At 67.6% G+C, this 24,481-nt stretch carries 9 protein-coding genes; 4 read left to right on the plus strand and 5 right to left on the minus strand.

Going from position 1 to position 24,481, the window contains the following annotated elements; genetic code table 11:
* Positions 1-69: 69 nt before the first annotated feature.
* The 3 genes from H629_RS0101350 to ychF form a co-directional block, all read right to left on the minus strand.
* Complete coding sequence (locus H629_RS0101350; protein ID WP_024355563.1) at positions 70-483, minus strand: hypothetical protein; 414 nt, start codon at positions 481-483, stop codon at positions 70-72.
* Entirely contained in the window at positions 483-16,763 is a 16,281-nt protein-coding gene (locus tag H629_RS0101355; RefSeq protein WP_024355564.1) for an SdrD B-like domain-containing protein, read from the minus strand. The genes H629_RS0101350 and H629_RS0101355 overlap by 1 nt, the downstream gene beginning before the upstream one ends.
* Positions 16,764-17,349: 586 nt before the next feature.
* Positions 17,350-18,423 (minus strand): redox-regulated ATPase YchF, encoded by a 1,074-nt coding sequence (gene ychF / locus H629_RS0101360; protein WP_024355565.1) that lies wholly within the window; start codon positions 18,421-18,423, stop codon positions 17,350-17,352.
* 209 nt (positions 18,424-18,632) lie between these two features.
* Between ychF and H629_RS0101365 the strand changes: the two genes are divergently transcribed.
* Positions 18,633-19,217, plus strand: coding sequence for a 3'-5' exonuclease (locus H629_RS0101365; protein WP_024355566.1), 585 nt, complete (start codon positions 18,633-18,635; stop codon positions 19,215-19,217).
* A 44-nt stretch (positions 19,218-19,261) separates the two neighbouring features.
* Entirely contained in the window at positions 19,262-20,539 is a 1,278-nt protein-coding gene (locus tag H629_RS0101370) for a DNA recombination protein RmuC (protein WP_024355567.1), read from the plus strand.
* Between the two features lie 77 nt (positions 20,540-20,616).
* On the opposite strand, the gene glpX is transcribed toward H629_RS0101370, so the two are convergent.
* Positions 20,617-21,600: a class II fructose-bisphosphatase gene (glpX, locus tag H629_RS0101375; protein ID WP_024355568.1), complete on the minus strand. Its 984-nt coding sequence runs from the start codon at positions 21,598-21,600 to the stop codon at positions 20,617-20,619.
* Positions 21,601-21,675: 75 nt separating this feature from the next.
* On the opposite strand from glpX, the gene fbaA reads away from it, so the two are divergent.
* Positions 21,676-22,704: a class II fructose-bisphosphate aldolase gene (gene fbaA / locus H629_RS0101380; protein ID WP_024355569.1), complete on the plus strand. Its 1,029-nt coding sequence runs from the start codon at positions 21,676-21,678 to the stop codon at positions 22,702-22,704.
* On the plus strand, positions 22,704-23,444 hold the full coding sequence (locus H629_RS0101385; protein ID WP_024355570.1) for a DUF6264 family protein: 741 nt from the start codon (positions 22,704-22,706) through the stop codon (positions 23,442-23,444). The genes fbaA and H629_RS0101385 overlap by 1 nt, the downstream gene beginning before the upstream one ends.
* A gap of 277 nt (positions 23,445-23,721) precedes the next feature.
* Here the strand turns inward: H629_RS0101385 and H629_RS0101390 are convergent, their stop codons facing one another.
* Positions 23,722-24,471, minus strand: coding sequence for an amino acid ABC transporter ATP-binding protein (locus H629_RS0101390; RefSeq protein ID WP_024355571.1), 750 nt, complete (start codon positions 24,469-24,471; stop codon positions 23,722-23,724).
* Positions 24,472-24,481 lie beyond the last annotated feature (10 nt).

Below are 24,481 nucleotides of genomic sequence, written 5' to 3' on the forward strand. Positions count from 1 at the left end.
GAGCCGCATATGTTGACGCTGCTCACATCGATCCTACGATCGCATGTGAGCAGCGTCAACATTGTGGGATCAGCCCTCAGACATGCCGTCCACGATGATGTGCAGATTCGAATCGCTCAGCGCCAGCACGTGCTCCCCCGGCACCAGCGTGTCGAGCGAGTCGAGGAACTCGCGGATCTCGCGGTTGTCCTCCGCGTCGGCGACCTCGATCACGACATCGCCGACATCCGTGTTGACCGGGATGTAGGCGTACACGTAGCCGCCCTGCTCCTCCATCTGCACGTTGGTCGCGAACTCCGCACCGCCGACCGTCACAGACTCCACGTCCTGCGCCGGCCAGTTCAGCCACACCAGCGCACCGATCGCCACGGCCACCGCCGCAGCCGCGATCCACAGCGCCCTGCGCCGGGGCGCCCGCGGGCGCTGATCGCGCGGGCCGCGGGGCTCCTCCTCCGGCTGCTCCGTCACGGCATCTCCCTCCATCACGCCTCCTCGCTTCCGCGCGCCCGACGCTGACGCCGCACGCCGATGAGCACCGCGACGGCGCCGAGCGCGAGCACGAGCACGCCGATGACGAGGATCGACCGGGCACCGGTCAGCGCCAGAGCCGGCTCCGGCACCGCCGCGAACGGGAAGCCGAGCGTGAGATCGTCGCGGCTGACCGCCAGGTCGACCTTGCCGTCCTCGTCGAGCTCGGAGATCTGCGCGTTCGCGGAGACCACCAGCTCGTCCTCCAGCTCGGCCGTGAGGCTGCCCCCGCTCAGGCGGTAGCCCTGCGGCACACCGACCGTGGTGCGGTACTCCCGCGGCTGCAGGAACGCTTCCGACTCCTCGTCGTAGCTCGTCGGGTGCACCTCGAACTCGTAGCGTCCCGCGTCGTCGGTGAGCTGCGTCGAGCGCCCGCGGGCGTCCTCGACGATCCGCCACTCGTCGTCGATCCGCTCCCAGAGCGTCACCCGCTGACCCGGCAGGGCCGGCTCGGAGTGCTGCTGCCGGCCATCCTCGTCGATATCGTTCCAGACTGCGCCGCCGACGATCACCTCGTGATCGTAGACCTTGAGGCCGATGTCCATGGCGCGATCGTCGCGGACGCTCGCGATGTCGATCACACCATTGGCATGATCCGCGATCACGAAGGAGTGGGTGACACCGGTGTACCGCGTGCCGAACTCCGGTTCGGCCGCCTGAACATCGCTGTCGATCGTCGGGTCGTCGCCGACGTTGAGCGGCGACCAGACGTGGTACCCCTCGCGCTCGACGGTGACGCGGTACTCGCGCGGCGCGAGGAACCCGGGCTCGTGCTCCTCGTAGCGGGTCGGGCTCACCTCGAAGGCGTAGATCCCGTCGGCTCCGGTCACGACGCGGCTGCGCCCGGCCAGATCCTCCGTCTCCTGCCACTCGCCGTCGACCAGCTCCCACAGCACCGCCGTGCGACCGGCGACGCCGACCTCACCGGCGTCCTGCAGACCGTTGAGATCGGCATCGTCCCACACCCGGCCGCCGACGACCACCGAGGTGTCGTACACGGCGAAGCCGGCATCCGCGGTGAGCACGTCGCGCGCAGTGGCGAGGTCCACGCCGTCGGCGCCCGCATCGACGAGGCTCACCGGGTCGGTCAGCACGTAGCTGAAGGGCTTGGCGATGGCGATGCCATCGACGTCGACGGTGCTCTGGTAGAAGAACACGTTGCCGATCTCGACCAGTCGCATGTTCGCCGGAGCCTCGACGAGCACCCGGTACTCCTCGGCCTCGCGGTAGTGGGGCGAATCCTTGTCGAGATCCGCGACCTCGACCTCGAAGCGGTACCGCCCGCTGGCGTCGGTGATCGTCGACGACGAGTCGCCCGCGCCCTGCGAGGCCTCCCAGAGGCCGGTGTCGCGGTTCAGCTTGAAGAGCTTCACGGTGAGCCCGCCGATGCCGGGCTCACCCGCCGACTGCACGCCGTCGCGGTCGCGGTCATCGTAGACGGTGTCGCCGATCACCCGGACCGACTCGTGCACCAGAACTCCGCCGTCGATCAGCTCGGTGCTCTCCAAGGTGTCGTAGCGCGCGTAGCCGTTCGCGTCGGCTTCCACGAGCACGATCTCCTCGGACACCGCCGTGTGGCGGGGATCCTGCACACCGTGATCGTAGCGCGCCGCGCCCGCCACCTCGAGGTTCGAGAACTTCGACTCGGTCGCCGCGCCGTCGACGACGGTGGGCGAGAGCGACTGACGCGAGGTCAGGTTGAACTCGACCGCGTAGACGTGCGGCGTCTGGTAGCCGGGGCTCGTGGGATCGGTGTCGGCGACCTCGGCGGTGAACTCGTAGGCGCCGTCGGCGCCGGTCCGCGTGCGATCAACGGGCACCAGCGCGCCGGCGACGACGCGGTTGAGCACCACCTCGACGCCCACGAGGCCGGGTTCGCCGGCGTCCTGGACGCCGTCGCCGTCGCGGTCGTGCCAGATCCGGTCGCCGATCGTCGCCTCCGTCTCGAGCTCGGCGAGGCCGAGGTCGACGTTCACCGCGGGCACCCCGGTGAAGGTCTCGATCGGGTGCAGCTGCCCCTGCTGCAGCTCCCCGAGGATGCGCGCATCCGAGACCGCGGAGTTGGCGATGGTGCGCGCGTCGTGCACGAAGTCGTTGTCGCGCGCCGGATCGGACCCGACGTGCAGCTTCGTGACGTCCTGCCAGAGCGGGATCTCGGTGACCCTCACCCGGTACTCGTACGGCACCCGCTCCACCGAGTCCATGATGTGCAGATTCTCGAAGGAGTAGGCGGAGACGGCGGTGCTCCGGATCGCGGGGTCCGTGCTCTGCGCGACGGCCGGCTCGATCATGAGCCCCTGCGCATCCTGCTTCGCCTCCACCCAGGCGCCCTGGTGCAGCACCTCGAGCGTCGCCGTGTAGCGATTCTCGGCCTTCGCGGCGTCGTTCTTCACGCCGTCGCCGTCGGTGTCGATGAACACCTCGCCCGACAGCGACGAGCGCGCGTGAGCGACCAGGCCGAGATCGACGGTGTTGTCGTTGATGCCGTACATCACGCCCGTCGCCTCGTCGAAGTCGCCGATGCTGACGAGGTTGTCGCCCACCTTCGCCGTCCGGTGCATCGTGCCGTTCGGGAAGAAGTCCGAGTCGAACTCCGCGGCGTCGGCACCCGACCCCTGATGGGCGAGCGCGAAGGTGTAGCCGTCGACCAGCCGGTCGACCACCACCTGGTACCTCGTCTCGACGGGCTCGCCCGCCTCGAAGACGGCGCTCGGCACCTTCGTGAAGTAGTAGTAGCCGTCGGCGTTCGAGACCGTGGACTGGGTGAAGCCGGTGCGGGTCCACTCCCCTCCGGCCGGGCGCACGTACTGCTGGAGCGCGAGCGCCTGTCCGGCGATGCCGGGCTCGCCGTCGTCCTGGACGCCGTCGCGGTCGAGGTCGTCCCAGACGCGGTTGCCGATGACGCCCGAGGTCGACTTCTCGTAGAAGCCGATGCTCACCGACTCGCGGTCGGCGAAGCCGGACTCGAAGAGCCCCTCCAGATCGAACCGCAGGGTGTTCGTCTTGACGACCTTCGTGCCCTTCTCGTTCAGGCCGTCGTTATCGGTCGCCTCGGCGAAGGGATCGATGTGGTGCACGAATGGCGAGACGACCCACTCGGGGTTGAACCCGTCGTTGCGGTCGGTCACCTCGATGTAGTATTCGCGGTCGACGGGCAGCACGTCGAAGGCGTACTTGCCCTGCGCGTCGGTCACCGCGACCATCGGCTCGCCGTAGGCGTCGACGGCGGTGTCGCCGTTCATCCGCTTGAGGTAGACGTGGTAGCCGGCGATGCCGGGTTCGCCGGGTCCCGCCTGGTAGCCGTCGAGGGTGTCGATGTCCTCCGCGAACACGGTGCCGCCGACGCGCAGCGTCTGGGCGACGCCGAAGTCGAAGCTCATGCGCTCCTCGTCGCTCGTGGCCGTGTCGACCCGGGCGGCGTCGGTGATCGTCACCAGCGCCGCATCATCGACCTCGGCGGGCACGTCGAGCTGCTCGCCGGGAGCGTAGACGGTCACCCCGGCGCGCTTGAACACCTCCGTGGTCGTGGCCGAGAACGAATCGTACTCCTGCGGGAACTCCAGCATCACGCGGTAGTCGCCCGGCTGGATGTTCGAGAAGGTGTAGTACCCGTCGTTGCCGTGGTAGTCGGTCTCGGTGAGGGTCGTCAGGGGACCCTCAGAGCGGATCGGCTGCTGGAAGACCTCGTCGAGCACCGACTTGCCGGTGGCCTCGTCCACGACCTCCCACTGGGCGCCCACCCGGTGGATCGGGTTGCCGAGCGCGTCGACGTTGTAGCCCTTCGGCGTGAGCAGGGTGACGCGCACGCCGTTGATGCCGGGGTCGTCGATCTCACCGTCGAAGTCGAGATCCTTCGACGGTTCGAGCAGTGTGCGGCCGTTGCCGTCCACGAAGGGGTCGCCCTCGTCCTGGACGCCGTTGTAGTTCACGTCGTGCCACACGTAGTTGCCGAGGTAGACGTGATCCCGCTTCTCCGTCACGAAGGAGCCGGCCATGTTGGATTCCTGCGGGATGAAGCGGCTCACCCGCTGCGTGGCCATGAACGAGTTCCAGAGCGCGGCGCTCGGCTTGCGGTCGGCACCGTCGAACTGCTCGAGGTAGGCCGGCGCGTTCAGCGGTGCCTTCATCTGATAGGTGAACTTGAGCTTGCTCTGACCGGGCAGCTGCTCGTTCGGGTTGTTGAAGAGCACGAGCAGGGTCTTCGCCCGCTTCAGCAGCTCGGGTTCGGCCTTGAGCTCGTCGAGCGCGACGAAGTGGCGGTCGCGCACCGTCGAGGGCACGCCCGGAGTCCCGAGGGCGTCGAAGAACGACTCGCTCCCCGCGTCCGCGTGAGGCACCATCGCAGCGTCGACGATCTTGCCGCCCTGCTTCGTGAACGGGCCGACGAAGACCGTGTACTCGTTCGGCTGGTACGTCTTCTTCTCGGCGCCCTCGCGCTCCAGCTTCATGCCGTCGCCTTGCAGCCACGCCGAGTACTGCGATCCTCGCTGCAGAGTCGCGTTGCTGATCGAGGTGTCGCCAGAGAAAGGGAGCACGTCGTACAGGATCGGATAGGGGTAGGCCCGGTCTCCGGACTCCTTCGAGTTGTCCACCGACACCTCGAACGAGAAGTCTCCGCCCTCTCGCACCGGCGTCATCTCCGGCGCGACGGTGCCGGCCCGGTTCAGGTCGGAGTAGGCGATCTTGCGCTTGCCGAAGTTGTCGTAGGTCTCGTACTGGAACAGCGTGCGCTCCGAGAACACGAGGCGGTCGTTCATCAGGCTGTTCTTGTTGAAGTCGCTGTAGTCGGTCGAGTAGCCCAGGCGGTTGCCCGAGTTCTGCTGCGAGTTCAGCGGGTAGAGCAGGCCCGTGCTGTTGGTGACCACCGCGCGCGATTTCAGATCCTCCGCGTCGGCGCCCGGCGAATAGGCGTCGACCGATCCGATGAACTCGACCACGATCTTGTCACCGGGGTAGACGTTGCCCTCGAACCAGATCGAGATGACGTTGCGATCGAAGCCCGGCCAGGGACCCGCGTAGAGATCGGTGTGCTTCAGATGCGAATCCGGGCTCGCCTCGCTGCCGTCGGCGCGCACGAGCTTCCAGGTCCAGAGGTTCTTCTCCTGCGCCGTCAGCGAGTAGCGCGAGCGGTGCTCGTCGCTCAGCGGATGGTCGGGAGTGATCTCATCGGCGGGCACGTACTTGAAGGCTCCTCCCGACTCCATCACCGTCGGCAGCTGGAAGGTCACGAACGGATCCACCAGGGTGTCCGCGGAGTACGTGTTGTCCTCGTCTCGCGACCACATCGTGTCGTCGGCGTTGATGAACTCGCCCGTGAACTTCAGGTGCGGCGACGACTTCGGCGCGATGGCCATGATGTCGGACCAGCCGAAGCGCTCCCCCTGGGGGCGCGTCGAGTCGCTGCGGTAGTAGAGCGCGTCGTACTTCACGTTGACCACCGGGCGCGACGGGGTGAGGTAGGAGCGGGTCTGGCTCTGAGCGAGCTTCGACACGCTCGTGCTGACGTAGTTGCCCCAGGCCTGCGCGGTGCCGTACACGAACAGCGTCGACTTGGCGGTCGACGAGGCGCGCATGCCCACCTTCACCGCGGCGTCGGTCACCGACGCCGGGTACTGCTCGATGCTCTGGTTGGTGGGGTCGGTCTCGAGCACCGACTGCTTCCCGTCTGCGACGGGATCGGCGTCGACGTCGAGTCGCAGCCCCTGCGGCACGAGGTAGCGCTCCGGCTGGAGCGCTTTCACCACGACGCGGAACTTCTTGACGTCTGCGCGCTCCGCGCCCGAGTCGAGCGTCAGCCGCTCGTTGGCGAGGATCGAGCTGCCGCCCGGGTTGAGCAGCTTCCAGGCGCCGCCTTCGTATCCGTTCTCGGCGAGTTCGTGCGACACGTAGACGTAGCTGCGGAATGCATCGTCGATGTCGGTGCCGTCGGCGGCGAGGTGATCCAGCGTCGCCTGCGGCAGCTCCCACGCACCCGAGGTCAGGTACATCGTGGTCGTCGAGACCGGGTGACCGCTGAGGGAGACCGTGCTGTCGTTGCTCAGGTGGGTGGGGAGGATGTTCTCGACGACGAACTCCTTGAGGCCGGAGCCCGAGTTCTTCGCGTGGGTGACGAGGTATTCGATCGTGTCCGAGGAGTTGAAGTAGTTGTCGCCGGACATGCCGTTGGAGTAGGCGATGCGGGGGCGGGTGGTGTTCACGCGCACCTCGGCCCGCGGTTTCAGGATCTCCACCTGCGCCTCGTCCGCGGCGTAGCGCCCGTCGAGGTCGCCGTTGCCGTCGATGTCGAGGGACGAGCCCGCGTCCGAAGCGTAGCTGCGGTAGCCCATCGAGGCCGCGGACTGCACGATGAAGTCCTCGGGTCGCTGGGCGGGATCCGCATCGGCCGGAATCAGGCTCGTGTCGTCCGTGATGAGCGACACGTAGGAGTCGACGATGAGGTCGTCGGTCTTCCAGACCGGATCCTCGGACACCACGTTGTCCTCATAGCCGTCTACGAGCTGCACCTCGTAGAGCAGCTTGAAGCTCTCGCCCGACTGCAGTTCGCCCCGGGTGCCGCGCTCGTTCGCGGGAGGGGTCACCAGCCACTGGATGCGCTTGCGCTCGCCCACCTCCGACACGGCGGGCGTCGCCCGCTCGACCGTGTAGCCCAGAGCCTCGAACGCGGCGCGATCGTAGATGTCGCCACCGATCTGCAGCCGCACCTCGCCCGTCGCTTCCGCGAACTCGGTGACGTGGTGCGTGACCACGAAGCGCGAGTTGTGCACGTCACCGGCGGTCTTGATCTTCTCGTAGGGGTTGACGATCTGCTCGGGAGCGTTCGTCACCTCGGTCGTGTACCAGTACTTGCCGGCCGCGTCGACCCGGATGGTCTCGGCCTCGGGGGCGCCCGGGTAGGCGGCGACCTTCGTCACGTTCGTGATCGAGGGCTTCCGCAGGTTCAGGAGCGTGCCTCCGTAGGCGCCCGACTTCGGATGCTTGTCGGCCGCGCCCTCGGGGCTGAAGGTCTCCCCCGGCTCCGTCCACGCGACGTTGCTGTTCAGCGAGATGTCCGTGTCGCCCTGGTAGCCCTTCGTCGCCGAGATGAGCCGCTCGGTCACCTTCAGCACACCCATGTTGCTGCTCCACGTGCTCGTGGTGTCGCGGCGGGTGCGATCGTTCGCGGTGATGGTCTGGCCGTTCGACGACTTCACGTAGGGGTAGCCGGTGGCCTGGTCCCGCTCGGTGAGCGAGGTCGGGGAGCCCGTCGTGTACCTGCCCGAGACGATCGGGTTGAACACCGGGCGCTCGGTGTTCGCGAAGGCCAGCACCTCCTGGTAGCGGGTGTCGTCCGTGTCGGGGCCGAAGGTGGGGGTGTCGATGGTCACCACGCGCGGCGAGATCACGAGCGACTGGCCGTAGGCCACGTCGGCGGCGCGATCCTCGTTGACCGTGAAGTGCAGCACGAAGCGCTTGCCGGCGGTGCTCTCCACGATCTCGACGCGCACGTCGAAGAACTCGGTGACGGGCTTGTCCACCGTCGTCGAACGGTAGGTGACGTTGTTCACGGTGGCGGTGAACTCGACGTTCTGCTGTTCGTCGAGGTCGCGATAGTAGCGGCCGTAGGAGCCGTCCTCCAGCACCGGTGCCACGCCGTAGGGCAGGGCGATCGTGACGGTCGGCTCGAACCACGAACCGCGGGCGCCGCCGATGGTCTGCGGCGCGTAGAGCCAGATGTCCTGGTTGAGGTTGTCGCCCGAGTAGTAGTTGTAGCCGCTGTTGACCCGGTTGTACTCGCCCAGCACCTCCAGCTGCTGGTTCTCCACGGTGGAGTGGAGCGTGAACTCCTCGTACAGTTCCAGGCTGAAGTCCTGGATCGTGGGATCGATCCCGCTCGCGTACTCGTCCTTCTCGGAACTGGTCCACACGCGGAGCGTGGGCTTGCGCATCGCGATCTGGTCGCCGGTGACGATGGCGGGCTTGCCGCTCGAAGTCGTCGTGGTGCCCTGGGCGTTCAGACCGCGAATGTACGCACCCCACGGCTCGACGGCGAAGTACGAGGTGTAGCTGCCGAAGTAGTAGGCGAGATCGTTGACCTCGATCCCCTGCGACATGCCGTCGTTCGGGTAGCGCCAGGTGTTGTTCTGGTTGATGCCGGCGCTGAAGCCCCCGTAGGTGGCGCCGTAGATCTCGAGGTACTCCTCCTCCTCGATCGAGGTGAGCGTGAACTGGTCGTGCCAGTACGAGATGTTGGCGAGGCGAGTGGCGTCCGCGGCGGTCGCGGGCGGGCGCTCCTCGTACACGCGCACGCCGATGTCGACGCGCTGGTACTTGTCGTTGGCGCTCGAACCGGGCGCGTTGAACATGCCCGTGAGCGGCGTCGCGACCTTCACCTGCACCACGTAGGGCACGCCGTCGTCGAGCGTCGCGGTCTTGTACGTTCCCGCTTCCTGGGACTGCGCCGGGGCGCGATACCCCTGGTCGTCGTCCGGGCTCTGGATCACCTCGAAGGTGCTCGGGATTGAGTTCCCGTTCCCGCCGACCGCGGTGATCCCGATCAGCTTGCCGTCCTCGTCGTACGGGGTGATGCCGAGCGGCAGGATCTCGGTGTACAGGAGACCGCTCTCGACCTCGCGGTCGCCGAGGTTCGCGGCGTGGAGCCGCACGGTGAAGCGCTCGTGGAGCTCGACGGCGTAGGTGTAGGGGTCGTCCACGTAGGGCGTGTAGCCCAGACGATGCCGGTTGTAGGAGTTGAGCGTGCCGTCGTGCTCGTAGAAGTTCGCCGCGTCGGTGCCGTAGGCCCCGCGCTTGACGGCCGGCAGCATCTCGCTCGCCCCGTACAACCAGGCACGGCTGAGCTGCATGCCGTCCTGGGCCCACAGGATGCGCTCATCGGACAGCACCGCGCCGTCGTTGACACGGCCCTTCGAGGCGAATCGGAAGTTGTCCTCGAGATCGGCCGCCGCGAAGGTGAGGTAGAGGTCGTTCTTGTAGCGGTCGTTGCCCGCCGCATACGCCTCGCGCAGATAGGCCGGATGCGACTTCTGCTTGTTCGCGGTCTCGTCGTAGAAGGTCGTCTGCAGGTTCGAACCCGACGAGTTGTTGGGGTGTCGGCGCTGCGCGTTGGAGCCCGGCTGCCACGAGTAGGAGTTCGAGAGGAACTCGAGATCGGTCATCTCGTGGCCGCGGTTGCCCGTGATGCCCGCGTCGTGCAGCAGCGACGCCATGTCCATCGAGGTGTTCATCGCGGAGTTCGCGACGGGCACGTTGCTGCTGTACCAGCCGAAGAGCGGTGCGAACACGGGGGTGCCGTCGGCGTAGTCGGCCCGGGGCAGCGGAATATCGGTGCGCACCTGAGAGGGGTAGATGATCTCGATCTGCTCGCCGCGACCCAGGGTCTCGTCCTGGAAGTCGTAGGTGAAGACCTGGAAGTCGATCTCATCGGCGGGGTTCGCGGTCGTGTTCAGCGGTTCCGCGTTCGAGAGCAGGCCCCAGCCGTTGTTGTGACCGGCCTTGTTGAAGGTCTGCGAGCCGGCGATGTCGAGCCCCGTGGCCGCCTCCACGGTCACCTTCGGCGGGGTGAACGCCCGCGGCTGACCGGCCTCGTCGCGCACGACGATCTGCAGCGCGCCGGCGTCGATCGCCGCCTGCACGTCGAGCTCGCCGCCGTGCACGTGCTGCGAGAGTTCGGCCTGGAGGTACTCGGGCAGCTTGTCGAAGATCACGGGGTGCCGCAGCGGCGCCTTGCCGTAGGGCGTATCCGTGCTCGTGCCCTGCCTGCTTGTGTGGTTCTTCGCAGTCAGCCGGTAGAACACCTCGTCGCCCGCGACGTAGTCGGTCTTGCCGACCCGCGAGCCGGAGTAGCTCGCCGCAGCCTCTGCGGCGCTGCCGAAGGACTGGATATTGAACTCGACGGTGGGGATCGCCTTGTACACGCGCTGGCTCGCCGAGGCGAGGTAGGTGTAGGAGGCGACGGGCTGCCACGCGTCGTCCTGGTGGGTGAGCGTGGTGCGCGCCTGCGAGCTGATGACGTACGACTTGGTCGTCGCTGCCCCCGCGCTGCGCCAGTGGCCGATCCCGGGGATGGTGAACGGCTGGGCCTCGAAGGTCGCCCCGGTGGCGGGGTCCACTGCGGGCACGGTGCCGTAGGAGACCCGCAGCTCGTTGATCGCCGCCATCTTGTGGACGTCGGGGTCGAAGTCTGCCACGGGCACCCAGTCGCTGCCGTGCTTGAAGAACACCTTCGGTTCGGCGACGCCGGTCTCGGTCGCGCCGAAGGTTCCCGTGAAGCCGGCGGGGTACTGCGGCGCGGGGAAGCCGGTGAGCTCGAATGCGCCGAGCGCGCCTGCGTCGAGCGCGATGTTCAGGTCGAGATCGGTGTTGTCGTGCAGGATCTCGTTGCGGATGTTCTTGACGGTGAGCGTCATCGTCTCGCCCGAGACGTTCTCACGGTCGAATCGGCTCTCGATGACGAGCTGGTTCGGGTCGGAGTAGCGGTAGAGGTGGTTCTGCACCTGCCCGAGGTGCTCCGCGAAGCTGTCGCCGTCGTAGTTCTTCGTGGTGGTGGTGCCCGTGATGCGGGTGCCGTTGACGCCCGTGCTGTCGTAGCTCATGAAGTGGTGCGTGTAGGCGGGGCGCGCGTAGGCGTTCCACTGCGGGGTCTTGCCCTGCGTGGCGCCGAGGGCGGCGCCGAAGTCGTTCACCGCGGTGAACTCGACGTAGAAGAACACCGATTCGCGATCATTGAGCGTGACGTCGAACGAGACGTCGGCGCGCTTGGTGTTCGGGGTGGCGATCGTCACGTCGCCAGGTGCGACCTCGACGGCGGTGTTGGGGCCTTCGGAGAGGCGGGCCTCCCGGTTCGGGTTGCCGCGCATGAAGTCGGAGCTCGCCTGCACGTCGGAGATCCGCAGTCCGGCGGGTGCTTCGATGTGCGCGACGGGGCGGAAGACGGGAAGCGCGCCGGGCGCATCGTCGGCCGGAGCCGTGCCGCCCACGTTCCGCAGCTCGTAGAGCACCTTCGTGGTGTCGCCGACTGCCATATTGCGATAGTCGATCTGCGCGCCGGTGTCGGCGTCGTAGAAGAGGGCGGGATCCGCGGCCCGTTCGAAGTTCTGCTGCAGATGCACCGCGTGCGTCTCCATGCGTGCGACGCGCGTGTAGAGGCGGGGGGCCGGATGCCCCGACGCGCTCGACAGCGTGAGCGTGGGTTTGTCGCTGTTGTTCGCGGCGCCCGCGGAGACGGAGATCGTGTTGTACGAGGTCACCACGGCGTTCGTGTTGAACGAGGTGTGGTACATGAGGGTCTCGTTGCCGCCCTTGGTGCGGTCGGTGACGAACGACGGCTTCGACTGCCAGCTCGGGCCACCGGTCTCCTCGTCGACCCACACGCCCGCGAGGAAGACGTCGCCGCCCTCGCGCATCTTCGTGGGCAGCGGATCGACGGAGTTCGCCCGGGTGAGGGATCCCCACAGGCCCACGGTCGCGTCCTTCGCCACGAACTTCACCGCGATGTTGTCGAGGTGCTGCTTGCGCAGCGTGGCGGTGCCGCCGAGCGAGACGGGCACGTCCTGCGTCGTGAGGGTGCCGTCGTCGAACAGCGGTTGCAGTTCGAAGACGTGGAATCCGTCGCCCCGGTCGGTGAAGTCGGCCAGGTCGAGGGTCACGTGCTTCGTGCCCTGCGAGACGACGACCGACTGCACCGACCAGTCCCCCGCGAAGATGTCGGAGGGGATCTCGACGGCGCGCGTGCGGAACGCGGCGTCGGGGCGCACGTTGATGACCGCGTCCTTGATGTCGGCTTCCGAGCTGTTCTCGATGCCGACGGCGACCCGTGTGGTGTTGGGGTCGGTGCCGTTGGCGGCGTAGTCGTAGACCTTGGTGACGCCGTCGTTGATCACCATGCTGAGCTTCGCGCCGAGCTTCGGCGTGTACCCGGTGAGGGTCGCGCTCGTGGTGCTCATGAGGGTCTTCGTGCCGGTGTCGTCCGGCACGCGGTACAGCTTCGTGGTGCCGCGCAGCGCCTTGTTGCCGTTCACGATGCCGCCGACGCGCACGTCGACCTCGGCGAGCGAGGCGCCGAGGGTGTCGGCGGCGGCGCCGTCGATCTCCGCGGTCCGCTCGCCGAATCCGGCCGCCTTCGAGAAGACGGCCTCGAAGCGCTTCGGGTAGCCGCCGTTCTCGCCGAACGACACGGTGAAGGTGCCGTCGCCGTCGTCGTGGATGCCGCGGGCCTGGGTGTTGTCGTAGTCGAAGCGGGCGGCCGCCGAGAGCGGTGCGTCGAAGCGGATCTCGACCGAGTCGCCCCGCTCGTCGAACGCACGCACCCCGGTCAGGTATTTCATCGTTGTCGAGTCGGCGATGGTGAAGTACTTGGCTTCGAGGTTGTAGACGGCGTCGTCCTTCGGGCTCGCCGGGTAGGTGAACTCGTAGATGAGCTCGTCGTGGAAGGAGGCCGGGTCGTACGTGCAGAGCCACTCGTCGGCTTCGGTCGCGACCGGCACGTGCAGATTCGGCCCGTGGCCCAGGCAGTACGACCGGCTGGGCTGGTAGGTGTTCACGTTCCGGATGCTCGCGAGGTACTCGCCGATCCGCCCCATCGGGATCACCTTGTCCGGCAGCGAGGTGGTGTCGTTCGCACCGGTGCTCGTCTCGGCGACGGGGTAGCCGACGAGCGAGTTCACCGAGTGGGTGGCCGTGCGGGTGAGCACGGTCTTCAGGCCGATACGGTCGGTCGAGGTGAGCACCGTCGGCTTCTTGCCGGTGACCGAGGAGGAGTGGAAGCGGCCCATGTACTCGACGACGTCGTTCTGGGTGCCCGCCATCTGGGGCAGGGCGTCATTGCTGTCGCGCGTGAACTGCAGCTTGACCGCGACGCGGGACACCGGGGCCTCGGGCCGCACGTCGGCGTCCCAGGCCTCCTTGTAGTAGGGGTGGTCCTGCACACCGGCGACCGAGGGGTGGGTGACGAACAGCTGATCGTCGGCCATGTCCGGGCGAGCGGTGTTGATCCGCCAGAATCGCGATCCCTCCTGGGTGTTCTCCACCCACTCGCTGCCGGGAACCGTCTTCCAGAGCTCTTCTTTTCCGTCGACCATGCGGTAGATCTCCACCGTGTCGATGTAGGGCCGCATCTCCTCGCGGATCTTCAGGTAGTAGAGGTCGAAGTGCTCGAAGGGCAGGTTGACGTCGACGCTGACGCGCTGATTGTTGTTGTCGTAGGCGGCCGTGGGCCGGGTGATCGTGGAGGTGAAGCCGCCGAGCGACTTGTACCCCTGATCGAGCGTGTAGTCGTGGATGACGCAGGTGTAGCTGTCGCAGCTCCAAGGACGGTAGATCTCCATCGAGTAGCTGCTGCCGGCGCCCAGCCCGCGGGTGACCTGGTTGACGCCCTCGACCTTCACGCCGGTCTTGGTCTCGCGCACCGTGATCTGGTTGTTCTTCGTCGCGGTCTTCTCGACGGTGTAGGGCGGCTCCTGCGTTCCGGTGAAGGTCGCGCGGACGGTCTGGGACGAGCCCATCTCGATGTCGGCGTCGTACTCGACGATCGCGATCGTCTGCAGCCCCTGCAGGCTGAGATCCTCGCCCGTGATGATGATCTTGGCGATGTCGCCGAGGGTCACGTCGCCCGCGGCGACCTCGGCCTGCGTGAACTCCTGCTTGGCGCCCGCGGCGTCCACGAAGACGATGCGGATGTCCGAGGCGTTGTCGAGGTAGGGGCTCTGCAGCGCGATCTTCGAGAAGACCAGCGAGCCGGTCTTCGTCGCCTTGAGCATGTCGATGACGTACTCCGAGGAGGGAGAGTTCACCCCTCGTGTGTCGAGCTTGTATTCGACCCCGAACCGCGACTCGTAGCCCACGTGGGTGGTGGTCTGGGTCTTGCTCGCACCGTACACGCCCACCACGTCGACTGCCGGGACGAGCTCGTTCGGCAGCTGGATGTCGATCGTGCCGGTCGCCTGACGCTTCGTGTCCTTGTCGTAGGGCTTCGGCTGGTAGGTGCGGATCTCAGCGGTCACCGTGTGCTGCTTGTCGAGATTGTCGCCGACCCGCGCCGCGACCGACACGAAGTTCACTGCGCCGTTCGAGCTGAGCTCGTCGGTGTCGATGAACACCTTCGCGACCCCCGCGGGGAGCGCGATGCGCAGATCGCCGGTGCCGGAGTACTCGCTCAGATCGAGCTCCTCAACCTTGCCGGCCAGGGTCTCGTACTTGACCCTGACGTTCTCGGCCTGGGCGAAGAGCGCCTCCTTGAGGATCAGCTCCGCGTCCTTCAACCGCTCCGCGCCGCTGTTCAGCACGAGTGTCGTGGTCGAGTTCGCGGCCACGGTGTCGTTCACGCCGAAGAGGAAGTCGATCGTGCTCGTCGAGTTCCACGGCACCGTCGCGCGCGGGCCCTTGCCGTCGACGCTGACCTGGATGCTCGGCACGACCTCCTTCGGGTAGATCACGTTGAAGCTCACGTCGCGCTTCGCCTCGTGCTCGACCTCGGTGTAAGTGGTGTTCTCGCCGAAGTCGTCGTTGCTCGCGATCTTCTCGATGTAGACGACGGTAGCTTCGGAGTTCATCGGGCCGACCCGGTAGGGCTCGCCGAAGATCTTGATGGTCACGGGCAGTGTCTCGCCCGGGTCGACGCGGTCGGTGAGGCTGAACGACAGCTGACGGTCCCAGTCGAGCTCGTTCAGTTCGGAGAGGTCGAAGGTGAGGGTGACGAGGCCGGCGCCGTCCTCTTCGCGCTGCGCCGGCTGCAGGGTCTGGGTGACCTTCTCCCCGGTCTTCTCGTCTGTGTACGAGTAGACGATCTCGGCCTTCTCGAAGTCGGTGTCGGCCTGGTCGAACTCGTAGGTGACCCGGTCGACGGCGAAGTCGGGGTCGACACCGTAGTCGATCCGCGGGTCGAACACCGGAGCGTTCGACGCGCTCGTGAGATTCGTGATCTCGTTGTAGGTTTCGTAGCCGTAGACCACGTCGTTCTGCTTGGTCGTGTGCGAGAAGGTGAAGTCGTAGCTGGGCACCACGATCTCGCGCTCGACGAGCCGGGTCTTCGCCCAGTTGGCGGTCTTCGCGAACAGCACGTTCGTGATGGCGGTGACCTTGAACTTCGTGGGCGGGCTCGGGAAGCCCTGCCGGCTCAGCGGCAGCGAGATGAGGTACTTGCGTTCGCTGGCGTCGCCTGGGGTGATCGGCTGCTTGTTCGCGCCGTGCTCGCGATCGATCGTGATCATGCCCGTGCCCGAGTAGGTGTACGGGATCTCATCGGTGAGCTCGCTCTCGCCGTCCCAGTCGGTCACGTCGTAGATGAGGATGCCGCCCTCGCCGGGCACGCCCACGAACTGCCCCGAGGTGTAGTCGCGGTCCGGGTTGGCCGTCGGCGTTCCGCCCTCGTTGTGCACCCACCGGTTGATGTCGAAGGGGATGATGCCGTTGACGCTGCTGGCGGTGGAGTCGATGTCGAAGGTCACCGAGTAGCCGTCGATGTTCGCGGCCGGGTTCTCCGAGGTGTTCGAGAGGGTGTACATGTAGTCGATGTACTGGTAGCGATCCCAGATCGGCACCAGGTCCGAGCCGCCGCCGGGCACGTACGACTCGATGCCGGTCTCCCAGTGCAGGTCGGATGAGATCACCGAGACGCGCGACTCGTCGTCGAGCTCGTGCGGGGTGCTCCACGACGAGCCCTCGACACGGTTGAACATCTCGTACGAGACGAATCCGTTGAGTTCGAAGGTCGTGCCCTCGGGCACGCCGCCGTAGGGGCCATCCGTGCCGTCGTTGTAGGTGGTGAGGTAGATGTCGAAGGCGGGGTTCGTGCCGGCGCCGAGGTCGCCGTCGTACTCCATGACGATCGCGCCGCCCCGCATCGTCGTGTCCGAGATGACGTTCCAGCCGCCGCCGGCGCTCACGCGGCCCTGCACGCCGAGCTTGCTGGGTGCGCGATCCCGAGGAAGCACCCGGTACTCGCCGGTGGCCTCGTCGTATTCGAGCGACGGCAGGTGGATCGCCACACGCACGCCGCTCGCGGCGCCCGACGCCCAGCCCGGCACGAGGCGGTAGTTCAGTCGCGTCTCCGTGCCCGTCGAGAGCACGCTGGCCTTCGGGTTGAGGTATCCGGGCTCGCCCGCGCTCACGGTGCCGTTGAGCGTGACGCTCGGCAGTTCGTCGGCGACCGCCGCGGGGATTGCACTGACCCCGCCGAGCACATCGGTGAACGCCAAGAGCACAGCGAGTACGCCAGTGACCACCACTGAGAAGATCTTCTTCAATTGCAATTCCCCCGGCTGCAGGCAGCCCCCTATAACAGCCGGGTCGAAGAGATCCAGCTGAGATCACGATCGGCGCCGCCATGCCCGGGGCGCCTGACGAAATCGTCGTTGTCATGCCAACTGTCACCGCGATTTCGCTGCACTCATCCTATGAGAGAATTCAGCGCTCCACCAACCGATTCGTCGGCGTCCGCTCTGGCCCTCGATGCCCGACCCTGTAGGGCGCCTCGCCGCGAGCGAGGCGCGCGATGCGAAGCCTCTCGGCGGGCTGTCATTTTCCCGCCACGGCCTCTCCACCGCTTCCAGGCACATTTTGTCGCCCGTCGGGCGGCGGTGACGCAGGCCGGCGAACCGACTCCACGTCTGAGGCCGCGAGCCACTCGCGGCCTACGCGACCTTCTCAGCTCCCGGGGATTCGTCTCCGTCGGGGCATACCTCTTCCAGCAGATGGGCGAGCCGAGCCCGGTCTGCGCGCAGCCCCCGCCCGAACGAGAAGCCGATCACCGGCTCAAGCACCCGTGCGATCCCACGCAGTCGCACCTCCAAGCACGCCCCAGCTCGAGGATCTCATCTACGCTGATTTCTCCTAGACGTTGAACCGCCACTCGCAGACGTCGCCGTCCTGCATCACGTAGTCCTTGCCCTCCATGCGCGCCTTGCCCTTCGCACGGGCCTCGGCCACCGATCCGCACTCCACGAGGTCTTCGAAGGAGATGATCTCGCCCTTGATGAAGCCCTTCTCGAAGTCGGTGTGGATCGCGCCGGCAGCCTGGGGGGCGGTCGCACCCTTCTTGATGGTCCAGGCGCGGGCCTCCTTGGGGCCGGCGGTGAGGTAGGTCTGCAGGCCGAGGGTATCGAAGCCGACGCGGGCGAGCTGATCCAGCCCGCTCTCCTCCTGGCCGATGGAGGCCAGCAGTTCGGCGGCGTCTTCGGCGTCGAGTTCGATGAGCTCGCTCTCGATCTTGGCGTCGAGGAAGATCGCCTTTGCGGGCGCGACGAGCGCGGCGAGCTCGTCGAGGCGGGCGCGATCCTGCAGCACGGTCTCGTCGACGTTGAAGACGTAGAGGAACGGCTTCGCGGTGAGCAGCCCGAGCTCCTTGATCGGCTCGAGGTCGATGCCGGCGTGCGAGAGCACCTGACCGTCGTCGAGCGCGGCGCGGGCGGCCTTCGCGGTCTCGACGACCGAGGCGTCGATCTTCTTGTTCTTGAGCTCCTTCTCAAGGCGCACGATGGCCTTGTCGAGGGTCTGCATGTCGGCGATGATCAGCTCGGTGTTGATCGTCTCCATGTCGCTCGCCGGGTCGACGGCGCCGTCGACGTGCACCACGTCGGGGTCGCTGAAGCCGCGCACTACCTGCGCGATCGCGTCGGCCTCGCGGATGTTCGCGAGGAACTGGTTGCCGAGGCCTTCGCCCTCGCTCGCGCCGCGCACGATGCCGGCGATGTCGACGAAGCTGACGGGTGCGGGCAGGATCCGCTCACTGCCGAAGATCTCGGCGAGCTTGTCGAGGCGCGCGTCGGGCAGGTTCACCACGCCCACGTTCGGCTCGATGGTGGCGAACGGATAGTTCGCGGCGAGCGCGTCGTTCTGGGTGAGTGCGTTGAAGAGGGTGGACTTGCCCACGTTGGGGAGTCCCACGATGCCGATTGTCAGAGCCACGAGGGTCCATCCTACCCGTCACCCGGGTACTTCGCCGCTGGTGCGGCCGCAACGTGCGCTGGGGCCCGCTGTTTCGGATCTCTCCGGCATTTCGGAAGCAATCGGCCTTTCTGCCCCGAAACACCGATGATGTCCGTCGAAGCATCGCAGTGCGCCCGCACGACTGCCTCGCGCCCGTGAATGTCAGACGCGTGTGACACCCTAGATGCGTGCCCGTCGACTTCACCGCCATCGATTTCGAGACCGCCAACAGCCATCCCTCCTCGGCCTGCGCGGTCGGCATGGTGCGCGTGCGCGAGGGGCGCGTGGTGGATCGCGTGGAGTGGCTGATCCGCCCGCCGGAGGCGCACGCCGCTTTCCTTCCCTTCAACATCAAGATCCACGGCATCACCGCCGAGATGGTCTCCGAGGCCCGCGACTGGGCCGGCCAACTGGCCGAACTGCGCGACTTCATCGGCGACGACGTCGCGGTGGCCCACAACGCGAGCTTCGACATGGGCGTGATCCGGGCGGCCTGCGCCGAGACCATCACGCCAACACCTCGGCTGCGCTACCTGTGCAGCGTGCAGGTGTCGCGCAAGACCTACGAGATCCCATCGCACCGGCTCCCCCTCGCGGCCGAGGCGGCCGGGTTCGGCGAGTTCGCGCACCACGACGCGCTCGCCGACGCCGAGGCCTGCGCCGCGATCATCTCCGATGCGGCGCGACGGCACGAGGCGGGCGACGTGGCCGCGCTCGCCAAGAAGACGGGGCTGCGCATCCAACAGCTCAAGGCGATCCCCCTCAAACTCTGATCGGCCGAGCCGAGAATGTCAGTGGTCCCTGAGACGATGTCGGCATGACCGTTCCCACTCTTCTCCTGATCGTCGTCGCAGCGCTCATCTTCGGCGTCGCGGGCTTCGCCATCGGGCGCCGAGCCGCCGCTCCCGCCGCAGCGCAGCGTATCGCCGAGATCGAGGCGCGGGCCGCGCACGAGCGCACTCTGGCCGTGCAGCAGGCCAGGCTCGACGCCGAATCGGGGGCGCGCCTGCTGCGCGAAGAGCTCGCCGCCGCCGAGACCCGGGTGCAGGGGCTCGAGGATCGGCTGCGCGACGCGCACGAGCACGCCAGGCAGCGCTCCGAACTCGACCGCGACGAGCAGCGGGTGCTGCAGCAGCTGGCACCGCTGCGCGACAGCCTGGGCAAGCTCGAGACCACGGTCACCGCGCTGGAGCAGCAGCGCGCCTCGCAGCACGGCGAGCTGGCCGAGCAACTGCGGCAGGCGGCGCGAGCCGAGGAGAAGCTGCGCGGCACGGCCGAGAGCCTGGCCGCCGCGCTGCGCTCGAACACCACGCGCGGCCTCTGGGGCGAGACCCAGCTGCGCCGCATCATCGAGGCCGCGGGCATGATCGAGCACGTCGACTTCGAGGTGCAGCAGCATCTCACCTCCGAGAACGGCGCCGCGCGCCCCGACCTCGTCGTGCGCCTGCCCGGCGGCAAGAGCATCGCGATCGATGCGAAGGTGCCGTTCGACGCCCACCTCGAGGCGCAGCACGTCGACGACGAGACCCGGCGCGCGGCCCTGCTCGGGCGGCATGCGAAGGCCCTGCGCGAGCACATCCTCGCGCTGAGCAATCGCAGCTACTGGTCCGCGCTCCCCGATTCCCCCGAGCTCGTCGTCGCCTTCGTGCCCAGCGAATCGCTCCTGTCGAGCGCGCTCGACACCGACCCGCTGCTGCTGGAGTACGCCTTCGAGCGGCGCGTGGCCCTCGCCTCCCCGGTGAGCCTCTGGGCCATTCTCAAATCGATCGCCCACAGCTGGCGCCAGGAGTCGCTCACCGCCGAGGCGCGCACGCTGTTCGACCTCAGTCGCCAGCTGCACACCCGGCTCGGCCGCACCGCGACCCACCTCGACAAGCTCGGCCGAACCCTCTCGCGGGGCGTGCAAGACTACAACGCCTACGTCGGCTCGCTCGAACGCCAGGTGCTGCCCACCGCCCGCAAGATCGGCGCGCTCAACGGCGAGAAGATCGGCACTGAACCCGCGCAGCTCGACGACGCGGTGCGCCCGCTCATCGCCCCCGAACTGCGCCCCGACGGGGGTGATGAGAGCGACAACGCTGAGGCCCACAACTGATCGAAGCCCCCAGGCGCGAGCGCCTGAGGGCTTCGATCATCAACCCCGCGAACTACGAGGTCGGGAGCTGAGCGGGATCAGCTCCAGCGATCCGGGTCCATGTCGCTGATGACGTGACGGATCGTGCCCGAGTGGGCGCGCATCACGATGCTCTCGGCCCGCACGAACGGGCCGCGGCGCTGCACGCCGTCGACGAACTCCGCCGAGGTGATGCCCGTCGCCACGAAGTAGCAGTTGTCGCTCGACACCAGGTCGTTCGCCTCGAGCACGCGGTCGAGGTCGTGGCCGGCGTCGATCGCCTTCTGGCGCTCCTCGTCGTCCTTCGGCCACAGGCGCCCCTGGATCACGCCGCCCAGCGCCTTCACCGCGCAGGCCGTGATGATGCCCTCGGGGGTGCCGCCGATGCCCACGCACATGTCGATGCGCGAATCCCAGCGCGCGGCGTTGACGCCGCCCGCGACGTCGCCGTCCATGATGAGCCGCGTGCCGGCGCCGGCCTCGCGGATGTCCGAGATGAGCTGCGCGTGACGCGGACGGTCGAGCACGGCCACGCGGATGTCCGACACATCGACGCCCTTGGCGCGGGCGAGCGCGCGGACGTTCTCGCCGATCGGGCGGCGGATGTCGACCACGCCCACGCCGGCCGGGCCGCACACGAGCTTGTCCATGTAGAAGACGGCCGAGGGGTCGTACATGCTGCCGCGGTCGGCGACGGCGATCACCGAGAGCGCGCCGGGGCGGCCCTCAGCGGTGAGGCGGGTGCCGTCGATCGGGTCGACGGCCACGTCGCACTCGGCGCCCTCGCCGTTGCCGACCTGCTCACCGTTGTAGAGCCACGGGGCGTCGTCTTTCTCGCCCTCGCCGATCACCACGGTGCCGTTCATGTTGACCGTCGACAGGAAGCGCCGCATCGCGTCGACCGCTGCACCGTCGGCGGCGTTCTTGTCGCCCCGCCCGATCCACGGGGTGGCGCGCATCGCAGCGGCCTCCGTGGCGCGCACGAGTTCCATTGCGAGGTTGCGATCGGGCTGCCAATCGCCCAGCGAAACAGGTTCAGTCATACCCATAACCCTACCGCGTAGACTGGTTCCTCGGAGCGGCAGGGAGCCGATCCTTCACGACGCCAAGGAGCACAGATGCCAGTTGCAACTCCGGAACAGTACGCAGCCATGCTCGACGCCGCGAAGACGGGCGGCTTCGCCTTCCCCGCCGTCAACGTCTCGAGCTCGCAGACCCTCAACGCAGCGCTCCAGGGCTTCGCAGAGGCCGGTTCCGACGGCATCATCCAGGTCAGCTTCGGCGGCGCAGACTACTTCGCCGGCCACACCGTGAAGAACCGCGTCGGCGGCGCCATCGCCTTCGCGAAGTACGCCGAGGAGGTCGCGAAGGCCTACGACGTGACCGTGGCGCTCCACACCGACCACTGCCCGAAGCAGCACCTCGACAACTTCGTGCTGCCGCTCGTCGCCGCGAGCGAAGAGCGCGTGCAGCAGGGCGGCCTGCCCTACTTCCAGTCGCACATGTGGGACGGCTCGGCCGTGCCGCTCGCCGAGAACCTCGACATCGCCAAGGAACTGCTCCCCCGCATGGCGGCGATCGGCATCATCCTCGAGGTCGAGATCGGCGTCGTCGGCGGCGAAGAGGACGGCATCACCCACGAGATCAACGACCAGCTCTACACGACCCTCGACGACGCCGTGTCGACGGTCGAGGCGCTCGGACTCGGCGAGCAGGGCCGCTACCTCACCGCGCTCACCTTCGGCAACGTCCACGGCGTCTACAAGCCCGGCGGCGTGAAGCTGCGCCCGGAGCTCCTCGCCGAGATCCAGGAAGGCCTCCAGGCGAAGTACGGCACCGGCGCGAAGCCCCTCGACCTCGTCTTCCACGGCGGCTCCGGTTCGAGCGCCGAGGAGATCGCCGAGGCGGTGCGCAACGGCGTCATCAAGATGAACATCGACACCGACACCCAGTACGCCTTCACCCGGCCCGCCGCCGACTTCATCCTGAAGAACTACGACGGGGTGCTGAAGGTCGACGGCGAGGTCGGCAACAAGAAGCAGTACGACCCGCGCGCCTGGGGCAAGCTCGCCGAGAGCGGCATGGCTGCCCGCATCGCCCTCGCCGCCGATCAGCTCGGTTCCGCCGGCAAGTCGGTGAGCGCCTAGTGGCGGATCCGCGCGACGACCGCCCCACCCCCGCCTACGGCGAGTACGCTCCCGAGGGCTGGAGCTGGAAGCCCGAGGGCGCCGAGGCCGCGCAGGCCGAGGCACCCGATCAGGGCTCCCTCGCTGGTGTGCCCCACAATCTCGGTGTGGCGCCCCAGGCCCCTCAAGCTCCCCAGGCCCCGCGGGCCGCGCGACCCGAGGCGCCCGCCCCGGAGCGCGGACCGCAGCACGGCGCCGGCGATCCGCCGCCCTACCGGGCCGATGAGCCGCCCGCCGCGCGGCCCGGCCAGCAGCCCCGCTTCGCGCAGGGCCCGACGCCGCAGGCGAAGCCCCGGCGAGCGGGTGACATGGCGTTCACCATCGCCCTGCTCGCGCTCGGCGCCTTCGGCGCGCTCTACTCGGCGCTCGTGCTGTTCTCGCTGCCGCCCACGATCTCGCTCGTCGGCGACGCCCTCGAGATCGCAGATTTCAGTGCACCCGCGTGGCTCGGCACCTTCAGCACGGTGAGCGCGCTCGCCATGTTCGCGCTCTACGCGGTCGCCCTCGTGTTCTCGATCCAGCGCATGCGCGGCGGCAAGCTCGCCTTCTGGGTGCCGCTCTCGGCGGGTGTGCTCGCGGTGATCCTCACCTTCGTGCTCACCCTCATCGCCATGCTGAGCGTTCCCGAGCTCATGCAGGCCGCGGAGGATCCCGCGTCCATGCAGAAGCTGCTCGACTACCTGAACTCGACGCAGCCGTAGCGCGCGGACAGGCCCGCCCCTCGCGGGGCCGCCGCTCGCGAGCAGCGGGCTCGCGAGCGCGACGGCCTTCCCAGCTGCCCTCGGGTATGCATCGAGGTCACCCGTGTAGTCCTTTCGCTCGCGCGCAAAGGGCCACACGGGTGACCTCGATGAAAGCGGCCCGGCGACGGAACCGGGCGCTGCCATGCACAGCAATCGCGGATCCCGCTCCCCTTCCGGGTCATGCCCCGGCCGGCCTGCAGCGCGTCAGCGCAGGCTCCAGCCCGTCACCGCTGGCCTAGAGCACCTTCGAGAGGAACGCCTGGGTTCGACCGTGCTGAGGTCTCACCAGCACTTCTTCGGGTGAACCGTACTCGACAACCTGGCCACCGTCCATGAACGTCACCGTGTCGGCGACCTCCTTGGCGAATCCCATCTCGTGGGTCACCACGATCATCGTCATGCCGGTCTCCGCGAGCGACTTCATCACGTCGAGCACTTCGCCGACCAGTTCGGGGTCAAGCGCGCTGGTCGGCTCGTCGAAGAGCATGAGATCAGGTTTCATCGCGAGCGCCCTGGCGATCGCGATCCGCTGCTGCTGTCCTCCTGAGAGCTCGCTCGGGTACGAGTCGGCTTTGTCGGCCAGCCCCACCCGCTCGAGCAGATCGATCGCAGAGCGCTTCGCTTCCGCCCGACCTTCGCCCTTGACGAACATTGGAGAGCAGGTGATGTTCTCCAGTGCCGTCATGTGCGGAAAGAGATTGAATCGCTGGAACACCATGCCGATGTTCTCGCGCTGCTTGGCTGCCTCACGAGGGTGCAGCTCGTACAGCTTGTCGCCGTGCTCCCGGTATCCGATCACTTCACCGTCGACCTCGATGCGCCCGGAGTCGATCGTCTCGAGGTGGTTGATGCAGCGCAGGAACGTCGATTTGCCCGAGCCTGAGGGGCCGAGCAGGCAACTGACCTCGCCCCGCTTCACCGTCATGTCGATGCCCTTGAGCACGTAGTTGTCCCCGAAGGACTTGTGCACATCGAGCGCCGTCATCTTTGCTTCG

The sequence above is a fragment of the Leucobacter chironomi DSM 19883 genome (assembly GCF_000421845.1).
Lineage (GTDB): Bacteria > Actinomycetota > Actinomycetes > Actinomycetales > Microbacteriaceae > Leucobacter > Leucobacter chironomi.

What these genes read in the sequence shown, in the direction of transcription:
- H629_RS0101350 (WP_024355563.1), bottom strand. Translation starts at nt 483, where the DNA reads ATGGAGGGAGATGCCGTGACGGAGCAGCCGGAGGAGGAGCCCCGCGGC.
- H629_RS0101370 (WP_024355567.1), top strand. Translation starts at nt 19,262, where the DNA reads ATGACCGTTCCCACTCTTCTCCTGATCGTCGTCGCAGCGCTCATCTTC.
- glpX (WP_024355568.1), bottom strand. Translation starts at nt 21,600, where the DNA reads ATGACTGAACCTGTTTCGCTGGGCGATTGGCAGCCCGATCGCAACCTC.
- fbaA (WP_024355569.1), top strand. Translation starts at nt 21,676, where the DNA reads ATGCCAGTTGCAACTCCGGAACAGTACGCAGCCATGCTCGACGCCGCG.
- H629_RS0101390 (WP_024355571.1), bottom strand. Translation starts at nt 24,471, where the DNA reads ATGACGGCGCTCGATGTGCACAAGTCCTTCGGGGACAACTACGTGCTC.